This window comes from Methanolobus sp. ZRKC4 (assembly GCF_045291305.1).
Classification (GTDB): Archaea; Halobacteriota; Methanosarcinia; order Methanosarcinales; family Methanosarcinaceae; genus Methanolobus.
Window position 1 is genome coordinate 2,906,044 of record NZ_CP146983.1, and the last position, 13,344, is coordinate 2,919,387.

Here is a 13,344-nt window from a genome sequence, read left to right on the forward strand (position 1 = left end):
TGTGTTAAAAAATATTCAGTAAAATATCATAAAAAACGTCTATCAATCTGAGGGGATTTGTATAGACCGCGAAGAAATACTTGCAGTTTATGAAGCTGGTCCAGAAGCAGTAGTAGAACTTGTAACTCGATTACTTGGGATAATTGAACATCAATCTCTCCAAATTGCACAACTTGAAGAGCGTGTCAGGCATTTGGAAGAAATGCTTGAAAAGAATAGTCGCAACAGTAGCAAACCACCTTCTACTGATTCTTATGCACGGAATAAACCAACCGTTAAAAGTCAAAGAAAAAAGACCAATAAGCATGTAGGTGGTCAAAACGGTCATCCTGGTACTACATTAAGAATAAATGATGATCCGGATGAAGTTATTGTTCATCCTGTTAATCAATGCGTCAATTGTGGGAGATCGTTAGCTTCTGTTCCCTCTGACTATGAAAGAAGACAGGTCTTTGACATTCCTCCTATAACTATCAATTGCATTGAACATCGTTGCGAGATTAAAACATGTCCCAAATGTTCTCATGTAAACAAAGCTCTTTTTCCAGATGGTGTAACTCAGCCGACTCAATACGGTCATCGAGTTAAGTCATTTGCAGTTTATTTGCACACTTACCAATTACTTCCTTATCAGCGTGTTACCAAGTTGTTCTCTGATATTTTGGGATGCAAGATAAGTCCTGCTACTTTGGTGAACACGGAACGTAGTTGTTTTGAGAAGCTTGGAGCTTTTGAAAATACAGTGAAACATCTCCTGAAAGAATCTCCTGTCATCAATCTGGATGAAACAGGAATGAGAATAAATGCAGTTCGTAATTGGCTTCATGTGGCAGGTACAGACAAACTGACCTATTATTTTGCACATCGTAAAAGGGGCTCAGAAGCAATGGATGCTATGGGCATATTACCAGGTTACACTGGTGTTGCAACACATGATTTTTGGAAACCGTACAACAAATATGAATGTCAACATTCATTATGTAATGCACATTTATTACGAGAGTTAACTGGAGCTTCCGAAAACAGGGATCAACAGTGGCCAAAGATAATGAGTGATCTCTTGATATGCATTAAACATCATGTTGATAATGATCTTTTAGATACTGAGCTAATTCAAAGGTTCAGTGAGGATTATGATCACATAACTTGTTTAGGAGTGAATGAAAATCCTCCTGATCCGGAATCAAATGTGCGGTCTAAAAAACGAGGACGTAAGAAGCAGACCACGGTAAAGAATTTGCTGGATAGGTTTATTGGCCATAAAGAGGATATCTTGCGATTTATGTACGACCAAAACGTTCCGTTTGATAACAATCAGGCTGAAAGAGATATCAGAATGACGAAAGTACAGCAGAAGATATCAGGTACTTTCCGCAGTGAACAGGGTGCAAAAAATTTCTGCCGTATAAGAGGATACGTGTCTACTGTTAATAAGAATTCTGAATCTGTTATCGATGCAATTAGTGCAATATTTTATGGCAATTCATTTGTTCCAAAGTTGCAGAATTGATCGTGGATGAAGAAATCAGCTTGGTGGAAGTGAGCTAGGCTGAATAGTTACAAAACATGTAAATAAAAAAGAAGTGATCGGCCAGAATGCCGATCCAATGAATTTTGTCTTTACTTTTATCTTTGTCCCTATTCTAAACTTAAAATACATGGAATATTATCAACTTGCTAACTGCTTCATCCATGACCTGGACTATTCCAGGATAGTGGTGAAAGACATAACAAAGTAATATGGATGCCATGTAGCCTTAAATGCCTTTTTTCAAACACAAAATACGAAAATAGAATAATATGACATACCGACTGTGGCTTTTTGAGTTGAGCAATTAAATAAGGATAAATAAAAAAGTAGACCGGCAGAATATACCGATCATTTACTTGATCTTACAATACCAACTACTTAAATTGGCATTTTCATTCCAACTGCATTCATGACCAGTGCAGTGGCAAGGTAAAGTGATGCAAGACCTGTGATTAGGGTTATTAATCCTGCGATTCCCAGAGGCAGTATTCCGAAGAACACGAGTGCATTGCTGAAGAATGTGAGGTCAAGCAAAACAAATACTACAGTTATTCCCATTACGCCAATCTTAAGGGTCACTATTGTTAGCAAAGTTGCAATGATACCCCATACGAGTGTGAAGAATCCCATCGATGTGGCACTTGCTGCTGCCATTGGTGCATTGAAGAGTCCGGCTGGAGCAAGGTTTATGTATGCAAAACCGAGCCACCAGAAACCAAATATTGTGAATGCTGTTGCACCAAACGTGTCACCTTTCTTAAATAACTGTATACCTGCTAATACTTCTGCCAAGCCACCAAGCATTATTGCCATTGCGATGACCATAAGTGCATCTGGTATCATTCCCATGTTTAAAAGTCCTGCGAATGCGGCTGCAAAACCGAGACCAAGGAAACCCAGTGGTGCTGGACTTCCAGTTGTATCTTTAATTGTTACTTCTCCATCCATAGTTAATCACTTCCCTAATATAATTAAGATATAAGTACTAAACAATATTAACATCGTTATAATTGTTTATTGCTGGCCTTAAAATAAAATGCCAGAAAAGTTATTTCCATCAAGTTTAATGAATATCGTAACTGCTTGCTACCTCCATCAAGTGTTACCATTTTCACCTCCTGATAAGGACTTTAGTAAAGAGGTATATATCATTTTTGATTATTACAAAAAAGGATAATATCAATCACGGTTTTATTATCAATTTAATGCTTTTTAAAAGCTTTAAAAATATTATAGAGACACAATAAGCACTATTTACGGTTAAAACACTAAAAAAAACCTAGTAGATGTTAATAAATTATGACAATGTGAATATATATACACAGTTGGTAGGTGTTGTGTGTGCTGTGTACAATATACACACACGCATTCCGAAAAGCTTATAAGTAGGAGAGGATTATATTTTTGCCTTCATTCAGCATAAATAAGGCACCAGACTCAACTAATTTTAAAACTCGATCAGATCTTAAAACGCAGAAGTGCAGCAATTCCGCCAAGTGAAAGTAATTTTTGGCCTGGTTCAAATATCGTGCTGAAGATTACTATATTTCCCTGGTTGTTCTCAACGTTCCTTAAAAATGAGTCGATGCCGCCTTTTTCACGCTCTATCCTTAACATTTCATCCGCAACAAGAAGGGTTGCAATCGACCCATAATCCAGAGCCATCTTCACTTCTTCCAACCCATATGAGACTTTCCCATCAGTTGATATCTCTTTGAGCAGCTCATCCATGAGTTTGGATTCCCTGGCAATCCTTGATTCTTCCATTATCCTGTCTACAGCCCCTCTTTTCAGTACTTCCTGAAAACCGGACATCCCTATTGAAGAGATATCTTCGGTAATGACTCTTGAGGCCAGTTCCGGCTCTTTTGCCAGTATGTATTTCATGAAATCCTCTTTTGTAAATCCAGGCCCTGCAACAACAATTGCCTCAGACTCCGATGCTGCGTGAATAAGCTGCCCAGTAATTTCCTGGAAAAAGACTTCCCTGAGAGTGCCTTCACCTTTTCCCGAAGACTGGGTAATATGCGAGTACAACTCTATTCCATAATGGCGAACAAGACCGATATCCGCATCTCCTTCCTCAACGGCAACGACCACAACCTTCGGACGCTTTGAGGAAGCTTCGGCTTCATCTATTCGCTCTACCTGGTCCTTCTTCCAGGTTTTAACTATGGAAACATTGGTACCGTCTTCTATATTGAGTGTGTGATAGGAGCCTGTGTCCATTCCCTGCTCGATTACGCCATGAATCCTCAATCTGTTGGAGAACCTGTGAAATTCAAGATCCTCTACCCTTATACCAAGCCTGACATTCTTCTTTTCCATTTTTTCAGGCCTCAGCTTATCGCTTGCAGAATCAGCTTTTCTCTTTGTCAGGGCAAAGACAATGTCACCTTTCTCTATTATATACTTCAGATGCCACAGATCATCCAGGGTTTCGGGAACCAGTGTGATCTCACCTTCTCTGCCTCTTAAAAATCTTTTTTTGACCCTCATTATAATGCCCTCCGACCAGTACCATTCATCAATGCAATATTTCACAATAAGACCAGGAAACTAAAACTCTTCAGCGACCCTTGATATCAGACTCACCCGGCGGAATCATCATTGCAATCTTATCCGGGGATGCTATCTGCTTGACAAAGTTGACTTCCTTCAACTTATCGACATATATTTTGTATATCTTTTTTGCTATATCATTCTGGTTGAACTTTCCCGGAGTAATTTCCACCACATGTTTACCATGCGCCTTTACAGCAGAAAGAGGGCCACCTATAACCCGGGTCTCAGCACCTAATTCCAGTGCTACTGCTGCAGCAACCTGTACATCACGATAATAATTACGTTCCCCACGTATGACAAAAGAACCCTTTTTCAAGTATTCACCGGATTCCGGAGTCTTTGAGACCTGTTCGGGTTTGACCCAGTAACAATCCCCGCTAAACTGTCCTGATTTCCAGATACTTGAATAAGATACAACAAACTCTGCAGTTTCATTCAAAGTTTGCTCCGGCACATCTTCACCTTGTGTCTTGATAACTGTAATAGGAGCACCCGGAACCTGTGTATGGAACACGAGGTCCCTCTTTTCCATGTACTTCTTTACAATCTCCTCATTACTATCTGCATCCCTGCCGGCAATCACAAGGAAACCATCCGAGGACATGAACCACCTGAAACGCTCATACCAGTATTTCTTTGTGTTGACCTTCCGTCTATTGGATACTTTCTTTCCCTCTTTTGCATAGCAAGCTTTGTGTCCTCTATGGCTTTCAGGGCACCATCCCTCTTCTTATTCAGTTTCTTAGCCTTGTCATAGTATGACTGGGCATTCTGAGGAATAGTCAGGCGCAGGTCAATGGTGGCATTAGTACCTTCAAGATCAAGGACGATGTTTCCAGCTGCAGAGTCGATATTCGAGATCCATTTTGAAGCCGGCACCGTATCCTTTGCTTTTTTGAGTATGGACTTGATATCAGCCCATGAATAACCATTTGCACGAGCTTGCTTCAGAATACCTACAACCTCTTCTATTTCGACATAATAAGCATAGACCTTTTCTGCTATCTGGGTCTGCTTATCAGAATCCTTGCCGAATTTCTTGATAGCATCCTGTTGTTTCTGGAGTCTGCGTGCATAAATATCAACTTTTTCCTTTTTTACCGCAGTTACCTGCTCCTGCACGGATTCTGCAGACATTTTCCCAAAGAACGCATCAAGTGCAGCATTAAATGTGGGGAAAAACTCTTTTTCATAATCCCTGTAAATATCCAGTTCAAAAGGAAGAACATCAAATGCCTGCAATTCTCCTTTAACTTCTTTTTTGACCAGGCACGGATTCAAAGTTCCGGACAAAAGAGGAGAGAACATATCCTTTAATGCAGAAATGATAGCCTTAATGCCATCCGAACCTATATCCTTTGCAACTTCAGCCTTGTTGATACCGGACCTTGCACATACCTCTTCAGCCAGGACACCTCCGAGATTGAACCTGCTTGCAATGGTCCTCACAACATCAGAATCAGACAAAGCAAATGCTTCCCTTATATCCTGCTCTTCCGCGTCAACCGGGCTTATCTGGGCCTCAGGGTACTGGTAAACCTCACCGCTACGAATCCTTCTTCCCTTGAAAGTCACCGGTTTCATTGGTAAAATGATCTTTCTTTCCGAATCAAGCAGGACTATGTTACCGGGAGAGAACAGCTCTGCAACCAATATGGTATCTATTCCACCACGAACCAGGCCAATTTCGATTATCCTGTCAAAATCATACTGCTTGACATAAGTGATACGTCCACCCATTATGTGCTTTCTCAGCAGCATCGGGAAAGCCTGGGGGATCTTGGGACTCGGGCGAATATGCTCACTGAGATGTGCACGCTTACCGGCCTCGATGATAAAGTTGTCCCGGCCCTTATCGTAAACAAAAATATTAATACGCAGCTCCTCCGGCGCAGGCTGGTATATTTTGCCGATCTTTGCATCTATAATAGAATTCTCACCTGAGCTAAGTTCAAGAACCAGCGCAGCCACATCGGCACTCGTCATTTCCTTCTTCATGCGGTGATTATAATGTAAATGGAGACTATAAGTTTTATGTCGAATAAAATAGATTTAATAGCAAACCATGATTCTCAGCGAGGAGACACAGGCATTAGATGAATGAGAGTACAAGACGATTTTTAGTATCTGCATTCCAGGAATACTATTCGCAAGCGGAACTTAGACTTCCGCCGGAGTTCACATCAAGGGAATGGGGATTTCTGGAGTTTAGCACCGGAGATCCTTTCATGCGAAGACACAAGGAATTCGGATCAAAGGGAGAACTGAACGATTATCTCAAGGGAATCGGTCCTGCCCATGCCTACTATTCAGTAGCCTATTACGAATACCCCGGAGCTCCGAAGATGAAGGAAAAGAACTGGCTCAAGGCAGACCTGATATTCGACATAGACTCCGACCATCTTCCCGGAAAAATAAATTCATATGGAGATATGCTGGAGAAAGGAAAACGGGAAACATTGAAGCTGCTGGATTTCCTCATAGACGATTTCGGTTTTGATGAAAATGATGTGCATGCCGTGTTTTCCGGCGGCAGAGGGTACCACTTCCATATCAGTGATCCGTCAGTGCTCCCGCTTGAAAGTCCTGAAAGGCGTGAAATTGTTGATTATATCAGCTCCAAGGGCCTCAACCTGGAAAGGATATTCTCCAAAAGAGAGATTACAGGGGATGCCGGGACTGAATCTGCTAAAATGGCAGTGCTTCCTTCAGAAGAAGAAGGAGGATGGGGAGGAAGGATCAACCGATACCTTATATCATATCTTTCATCCCTGGCCAAAGATGAGAATGCTATTAAGATACTGACAGGATTCAAAGGCATTGGGAAAAAGACCGCAGAGAATCTTGTAGAGATATTCCAGGATGAATCGCGAGTGATGTCACTTCGAAAAGGCAAGATGGATGCACTTGGAGGAATCAAGAAAGAAATTCTGGAAACGATTGTGAAGCAGGGGGTTTTCCAGATGGCCGCATGTGTTGATGAGCCAGTCACCGCAGACATTAAGCGTCTTATACGCCTTCCAGGTTCACTGCACGGAAAATCCGGGATGAAGGTCACAGCTCTTAAGATAGAGGAACTTGAAGAATTCGAGCCATTAAATGATGCTGTTGTATTCAGCGACAAGTCGGTAAAAATAAAAGTGATTAAACCGTTTGCTGTGCAAATGAAAGGAAAGGACCTCATGGTTGAGGAAGGCATACAGGAAGTACCTGAATATGCCGCAGTATATCTTATGTGTAGAGGTGTTGCGGAACATGGATCACACTGAACTCAAAAACGTGCTCAGGGAAGAAAGCAGTTCAGCACTTAAGTCACTGCACCCGAGCTTTTTCCCGGACGTGGAAAAGTACGTGAAGGAACTTGAAGAAGAAATACACAATGTAAACAATACACGTTCCGTTGAGTCAAAGATGCTTGACACTGAATTACAGAGTGCGATCACAGATATAGAAGTTATATTTATCCGCCGCATCAGGAAAATAATAACCAGTGCCACAACAAATGCATTTTCCAGCAAATCCCCGTCCCAGGATATGAGCAAGTTGCTTCCTGAAGAGAGAAAAGTATACGATGCTGTGCTTACAGCCATCAATACATCACGTAAGGAACTGATCGAACCAATACTCGACCCTCAGGCAATCAAAAGCAGAGTGAAGACAAGCTCAGAAAGAGATAATATCAATTCACAGGAAATGGAAGAGGTGCAAACTGACCTGCATGATGATGGCCAGCTGGTCGCTACAATTCCAAAGAATGACCGAAGCAATAAAGAGGCAATAGGCAAAAGTAATATAAATGAAGAATTCGTTGTTGTGCGAATACTGGAGAACCTGCCTACTTTCAAGGCTATGGACAATCGCAATTATACATTACGTGCGGAAGATGTTGTCGTTTTACCTGCCCTGAACGCAAAAGGACTGGTCAAACGCAACGTTGCACAGATGATTACTAATAATTAATTTAAACTTATTCAAGGTGTAGATAATGAAGATCCCGAAGAGATTCAAAACATATTGCCCTTCATGCAAGAAGCATACAGAAGTTGTTGCTGAAAGAGTGAAGAAGGGAAAAGCATCGTCATTAACACATATCGAAAGGCAGAAGAAACGCCAAACAGGAATCGGTAACAGTGGAAAATTCTCAAAGGTGCCTGGAGGAGACAAGCCAACCAAGAGAGTCTGGCTGAGATACAAGTGCACAGAGTGTAACAAATCCCACCAAAGGCCCTGTTTCAGAGCAAAGAAGTTCGAGTTCTCGGAGTGATATAAATGAGCAACAAACCAAAGAGCAGATTCCTACGTGTAAAATGCAATGACTGTGAGAACGAGCAGGTCATTTTCGGAAGTGCAAGCCAAAAGGTAACATGTCTTGTTTGCGGAAGGACACTTGCTGAACCTACAGGCGGCAAATCAACAATAACAACCCATATCCTTGAAGTTCTCGATTAAAGTGATTCATAATGGATAGAAACAACTGGCCTGAAAGCGGAGATTTTGTCGTCTGTACCGTGAAGGATGTAACTGACTTCGGTGCATACACGACACTTGAGGAGTATGATGGAAAGGAAGGATTCATCCATATCTCCGAGATCAAGGCCGGATGGGTCAAGTATGTCAGGGACCACGTAAGAGAAGGACAGAAGATAGTCTGTAAAGTATTAAATGTGGATTCTTCCCGGCGACATATCGACCTGTCACTTAAAGATGTCAACGAGCATCAAAAGCGTGCCAAGATCCAGGAATGGAAGAACGAACAGAAGGCATCAAAATGGCTTCAGTTCGTGGAAGAGGAAACTGGTACCAGTGAAGATGAGATGGATACATTAAAGCTCAAATTACTGGAAAGCTTTGGCAGCCTTTACTCCGTATTTGAAGAAGTAGCCATCAATGCAGAGGATGCTTTTAACGAAGTAAAGATGGAGAAGAAGCTTGTTACAAGCATTGTCACTGTCGCTCAGAACAACATCAAATTACCCTTTGTGGATATTGCAGGCTATGTCGACCTCAATTGCTATCTCCCTGATGGAATCGAAATCATTAAGCAAGCACTAGATGCTGGAAATGAGAACGATGAAGAAGAAGTCAGAGTTGAGATCAGTTACACAGGTGCACCCAGATACAGAATTAAGGTGATTGCTCCTGATTATAAAAAAGCAGAAGCCGTACTGAAGAAATCTGCAGAGATTGCTGTTGATACCATCGAGCAGCTCGGTGGAAAAGGCGAATTCCACAGACATAATGATTCTGTAAAGGCGTGATGTACTTTTGGGGTTGAAGATCTACAGGTGTAAGAACTGCAGCAAATACACACTTGAAGATAAATGCCCGGTGTGTGATTCTCCGGCAGTGGATCCACGACCGGCAAAATACTCCCCGAAAGACCCTTACGGAAAATATCGAAGACTGGCCATAAAGGAAGAATAATCTATGAAGGGGACTAAAGTAATTCGATTAAAAGAGGAAGTTCAGCTTAATAACCCTGTTTTTCTTGTAGGACTTCCAGGTGTTGGACATGTAGGAAAACTCGTTGCAGAGCACCTGATCGAAGAACTTGATGCTGAGAAGATCATTGAGATATATTCACACCATTTCCCACCACAGGTTCTGGTGGATGAGAATAGTGAAATCGATATGGTTAACAATGAAATGTATGTATGCAAAACAGAAAAGCATGACATTCTTGCACTTATAGGGGATCACCAGAGTTCTTCCACAGAAGGACATTACAAGCTCTGTACACTTTACCTTGACATTGCCCGTGAGTTCGGAGTACAGAGAATATACACACTTGGAGGATTCCCCACCGGACAACTGACCTATTCTGAGGAGGTACTCGGTGCAGTAAACAACCCGGAAATGATCGAAGAACTCAAGGAGTACGGAGTGAATTTCAAAGAGAACGAACCTGGTGGAGGAATTGTTGGCGCTTCCGGCCTAATGCTGGGTTTGAGCAAGTTCAGAAATATTGATGCTGCATGCCTGATGGGACTTACATCAGGATATCTTGTTGATCCGAAAAGTGCACAATCACTACTGAAAGTGATATGCAAAATATTTGATGTGGAGATCGATGAAGGTCCTCTTGAGGAACGCGCAAAGGAAATGGAGAAAATCGTTGCCAGACTTAAAGAGGTAGAGCAGCAGCAACAGGGAATACCGGAAGCCAGTGTCAGGGATGAAGACCTGCGATATATAGGCTGAAGGTGTCCGATGAATGAAAATCAATGCTGATCTGCATATACATTCTAAATATTCGATGGCATGTTCCAAAAAGATGGACCTGCCGACGATAGCAGAAGAAGCAGCAAAAAAAGGCATTGACCTGGTCGCAACGGGAGACTGCATCCATCCAAAATGGATGAAAGAGATCAGGGACAATGCAATCGATGATGAGAAGATCATCATAGGAAATACTAATTTTATAATCACTACTGAAGTGGAAGACAACAGTCGTGTACACCATTTACTAATTTTACCATCTATATCAAAAGCTGAAGAGCTTGCCGAGCGATTAAGCAAACACTGCAACCTTATGGCTGACGGAAGACCCACGGTCAGGCTAAATGGACACGATATTGCCGAGATAGCAAAGGACATAAATGCAATGATAGGTCCCTGCCATGCTTTCACCCCCTGGACAGCAATGTACGCGTATCATGATTCCCTAAAAAGCTGTTATGGGGATATGACAGATTACGTTTCTTTTCTTGAACTGGGCCTGAGTGCCGACAGTAATTATGCAGACAGGATTAGTGAACTTCACAGACTCACTTTCCTTTCAAATTCCGATGCACATTCCCCTTATTCCAATAAACTCGCCCGTGAATTCAACCAGATGGAAGTTCCTGATATCTCATTTGAAGGACTGAAAAAAGCAATATTGAGGGAAAACAATTACAAGGTCACACTCAATATCGGCTTCTATCCACAGGAAGGAAAATACAATGAGTCTGCCTGCATCAAATGCTTCACACATTACAGCTTTGAAGAATGTCTGGCAAGCAACTGGAAATGCACCAAATGCAATGGTCTGGTCAAAAAAGGTGTTAAAGACAGGGTAAATGAGCTTGCGAATTTCGATGAACCAATGCATCCAGACCACAGACCGCCATACCTGCATCTGATGCCACTTTCGGAAATAATAATGATGGCACTTGGACATGCAAGTATTAATACCAAGGGAGTTCAGACTGCCTGGAACGGACTGATGGAAAGATATGATAATGAATTGAATGTTCTCCTGAAAGCAGAGGTCAGCGAAATGGATTTTCTGGATAAACGTGTGGCAAATGCAATACTTGCCTTCAGAGAAAAGAAACTGATAATCCACCCCGGTGGCGGTGGCCAGTACGGCCATATAGAAATTCCACAGAACATAAAGGAGGAAGAGCCTGCCACCCAAAAGAAGAATCAGAGTTCCCTCTTTGACTTCTAAACATTACCTCGTTACCTTTTTAAGAGATTAAGACCTTCAAGCTCAAAGTGCCATGTGCCGAGGTGGCAGAGCGGACTAATCCGTGGTAAAATTATCACGGAGTCTATACGCGACCGGCTCGAGACCGGTTTCTCCGGGAGGAGTGCTTGGGTTCGAATCCCAACCTCGGCGTAAAAAATACAGTTCTACGCCTAATACTTTCACTAAGCATACCTTTGAAATATATGCGAAAATGAGGAAGTATTGAGTATGGGACTATATAATTATAAAAAGGATATTGCAGCTGCTGAAAAGAGAATAATTGAAGCAACTTACTCACAGAAAAACAAGGATACTATTTTTTCATTCGTGAACGTATTATACGCTGAAGGCCTGTCTGATGCAAGAATTCTCGTAACTATTCAGCCTACCACAATTAGCCTATTGATACTGATTTAATCAAAACGGAGATGTTTGCTCACTAACAACCTAAGAATCAAAAAAGCAATCAATGGCAACAATCAAAATTAATGATCCTAATAAAATGTAGGTCTCAACTTTTTGTCAAGATTGCTATTGATAGTGTTTTTATCAGGCTGAATAGTTACGACTTTTATTGCCGCCTGAATATTGAGGATTTCTACAAAGTCAAAATGGATTCCAGATCATATATTTGCAGATAATGATTAAACAGATCTTCACCCCATTTTAATGATCTTGGGCTATAACTGCAAATCGGTTTAAGATCATAAACTCCACCCTCATCTGGCAGGCTTAGTGACATAAAGGCATCAGTATTAATAAATAAAAACGGTTTACTGTTTTCTTTGACTAAAAAAAGACGTGAATTCTTTCCGTCGATCAAGGCATCAAATTCCTCTTTATAATTCTTTTTATAGAAATCAAAAACCTGCTCGCCAACTATTAAAGTGATTTCCCTCCCATTTTGTGCATGTTTTGCGAAAATAGATGGATAAGTAGGGTGAACAAACATCAGTACCGAATTTATAACTTTTGATTTATTTAGACAATCTATGCATTCCTCACATGGCTCAAAAGGACTTATTGGATTTGATTGAAGTATACTACATTCACAAATTTCGCCAATGTTATAAAGTAACTCTTCCGGAATTAAGCTTAAATCATGTTTCATCCAGTATTGTGTATCAGTATCAAATAGAGAGCATATATCGCACAAATATTTTAACTTTGCAACAACTAATGTACCTATCTTTGATAAAACGTAATGTTTGTCGGCTTGCTGATCTATAAGCCCGGCTTTTTTCATTATTTTAATTTGCGGTAAAATTGAAGTTGAAGTTACAGCCATAACTCTCTTTATTTCATCAATATCTTTTTCCCCTTCATTAAGAAGTAAAAGCAAATCTCTTCTTCTTTTCGAAAAGCATACTACCTCATACAAAATTAAATGCAATTAACCACTCCTATCTTCTAGTACTACACTATTGTTTTGAAATCTGGATTTTTTAGGTTTTGTAGAAATCCTCTGAATTATGGGGCAAACAATAATACATAATTAATAAAAATGTACTGATTATTACTGACATAATTTGTCAACTTGAATCAACAAATGCTAATTTCAATAGGTTTTCTACAGAGCCACCTTTTTTATGTCATTCTTATAGAATAAATTACTTTTTGTTTGTATTTTCACTTCATATTATCTTTTAACTTCGTTTTATATTGTAACATGTTTTTTTATTTTTGCAGTCAAACAAAAATTAATATCTACTTCAAAAAAATAATTAGATATGTATATATATTTGTGGCTATGTATTGTTTATTTGATTATACATTGCTAAATAATAAAGAA

The 13,344-nt window shown here is 40.6% G+C and carries 15 protein-coding genes and 1 tRNA gene; 11 read left to right on the top strand and 5 right to left on the bottom strand.

Annotation, left to right across the window (positions count from 1 at the left end):
* Window positions 1-61 precede the first annotated feature (61 nt).
* A complete protein-coding gene (tnpC, locus tag V7O67_RS14280; protein WP_406671410.1) occupies window positions 62-1,510 on the top strand; it encodes an IS66 family transposase in 1,449 nt (482 codons plus the stop codon).
* 399 nt (window positions 1,511-1,909) lie between these two features.
* Here the strand turns inward: tnpC and V7O67_RS14285 are convergent, their stop codons facing one another.
* The 4 genes from V7O67_RS14285 to rqcH form a co-directional block, all read right to left on the bottom strand.
* Window positions 1,910-2,479, bottom strand: coding sequence for an acetate uptake transporter (locus tag V7O67_RS14285; RefSeq protein WP_406670340.1), 570 nt, complete (start codon window positions 2,477-2,479; stop codon window positions 1,910-1,912).
* A gap of 510 nt (window positions 2,480-2,989) precedes the next feature.
* On the bottom strand, window positions 2,990-4,030 hold the full coding sequence (locus V7O67_RS14290) for an mRNA surveillance protein pelota (protein WP_406670342.1): 1,041 nt from the start codon (window positions 4,028-4,030) through the stop codon (window positions 2,990-2,992).
* Window positions 4,031-4,100: 70 nt separating this feature from the next.
* Window positions 4,101-4,700 (bottom strand): NFACT RNA binding domain-containing protein, encoded by a 600-nt coding sequence (locus V7O67_RS14295; protein WP_406670343.1) that lies wholly within the window; start codon window positions 4,698-4,700, stop codon window positions 4,101-4,103.
* Window positions 4,676-6,094 (bottom strand): ribosome rescue protein RqcH, encoded by a 1,419-nt coding sequence (gene rqcH / locus V7O67_RS14300; RefSeq protein ID WP_406670346.1) that lies wholly within the window; start codon window positions 6,092-6,094, stop codon window positions 4,676-4,678. Before rqcH ends, V7O67_RS14295 begins: the two co-directional genes overlap by 25 nt.
* A 98-nt stretch (window positions 6,095-6,192) precedes the next feature.
* Between rqcH and priS the strand changes: the two genes are divergently transcribed.
* The 10 genes from priS (at window position 6,193) to V7O67_RS14350 (ending at window position 11,969) form a co-directional block, all read left to right on the top strand.
* A complete protein-coding gene (gene priS / locus V7O67_RS14305; protein ID WP_406670347.1) occupies window positions 6,193-7,365 on the top strand; it encodes a DNA primase catalytic subunit PriS in 1,173 nt (390 codons plus the stop codon).
* Window positions 7,352-8,056 carry a hypothetical protein gene (locus V7O67_RS14310; RefSeq protein WP_406670349.1) on the top strand — a complete coding sequence of 235 codons (705 nt, stop codon included), beginning with the start codon at window positions 7,352-7,354 and terminating at the stop codon, window positions 8,054-8,056. The genes priS and V7O67_RS14310 overlap by 14 nt, the downstream gene beginning before the upstream one ends.
* A 25-nt stretch (window positions 8,057-8,081) precedes the next feature.
* Window positions 8,082-8,360, top strand: coding sequence for a 50S ribosomal protein L44e (locus V7O67_RS14315; RefSeq protein WP_406658206.1), 279 nt, complete (start codon window positions 8,082-8,084; stop codon window positions 8,358-8,360).
* 5 nt (window positions 8,361-8,365) lie between these two features.
* A complete protein-coding gene (locus V7O67_RS14320; protein WP_406658207.1) occupies window positions 8,366-8,545 on the top strand; it encodes a 30S ribosomal protein S27e in 180 nt (59 codons plus the stop codon).
* 11 nt (window positions 8,546-8,556) lie between these two features.
* Complete coding sequence (locus V7O67_RS14325) at window positions 8,557-9,354, top strand: translation initiation factor IF-2 subunit alpha (protein ID WP_406670351.1); 798 nt, start codon at window positions 8,557-8,559, stop codon at window positions 9,352-9,354.
* 13 nt (window positions 9,355-9,367) lie between these two features.
* On the top strand, window positions 9,368-9,520 hold the full coding sequence (locus V7O67_RS14330; RefSeq protein WP_406670352.1) for an RNA-protein complex protein Nop10: 153 nt from the start codon (window positions 9,368-9,370) through the stop codon (window positions 9,518-9,520).
* Window positions 9,521-9,523: 3 nt separating this feature from the next.
* A complete protein-coding gene (locus tag V7O67_RS14335; RefSeq protein WP_406670353.1) occupies window positions 9,524-10,297 on the top strand; it encodes a proteasome assembly chaperone family protein in 774 nt (257 codons plus the stop codon).
* Between the two features lie 13 nt (window positions 10,298-10,310).
* Window positions 10,311-11,531 carry a TIGR00375 family protein gene (locus tag V7O67_RS14340; protein ID WP_406670354.1) on the top strand — a complete coding sequence of 407 codons (1,221 nt, stop codon included), beginning with the start codon at window positions 10,311-10,313 and terminating at the stop codon, window positions 11,529-11,531.
* A 56-nt stretch (window positions 11,532-11,587) separates the two neighbouring features.
* Window positions 11,588-11,702 (top strand) — tRNA-Ser (locus tag V7O67_RS14345).
* Window positions 11,703-11,774: 72 nt separating this feature from the next.
* Complete coding sequence (locus tag V7O67_RS14350) at window positions 11,775-11,969, top strand: hypothetical protein (protein ID WP_406670355.1); 195 nt, start codon at window positions 11,775-11,777, stop codon at window positions 11,967-11,969.
* A 181-nt stretch (window positions 11,970-12,150) separates the two neighbouring features.
* Here V7O67_RS14350 and V7O67_RS14355 read toward each other — a convergent pair whose 3' ends face one another.
* Window positions 12,151-12,894, bottom strand: a complete 744-nt coding sequence (locus tag V7O67_RS14355; RefSeq protein WP_342304196.1) for a winged helix-turn-helix domain-containing protein — start codon at window positions 12,892-12,894, stop codon at window positions 12,151-12,153.
* Window positions 12,895-13,344: the final 450 nt, after the last annotated feature.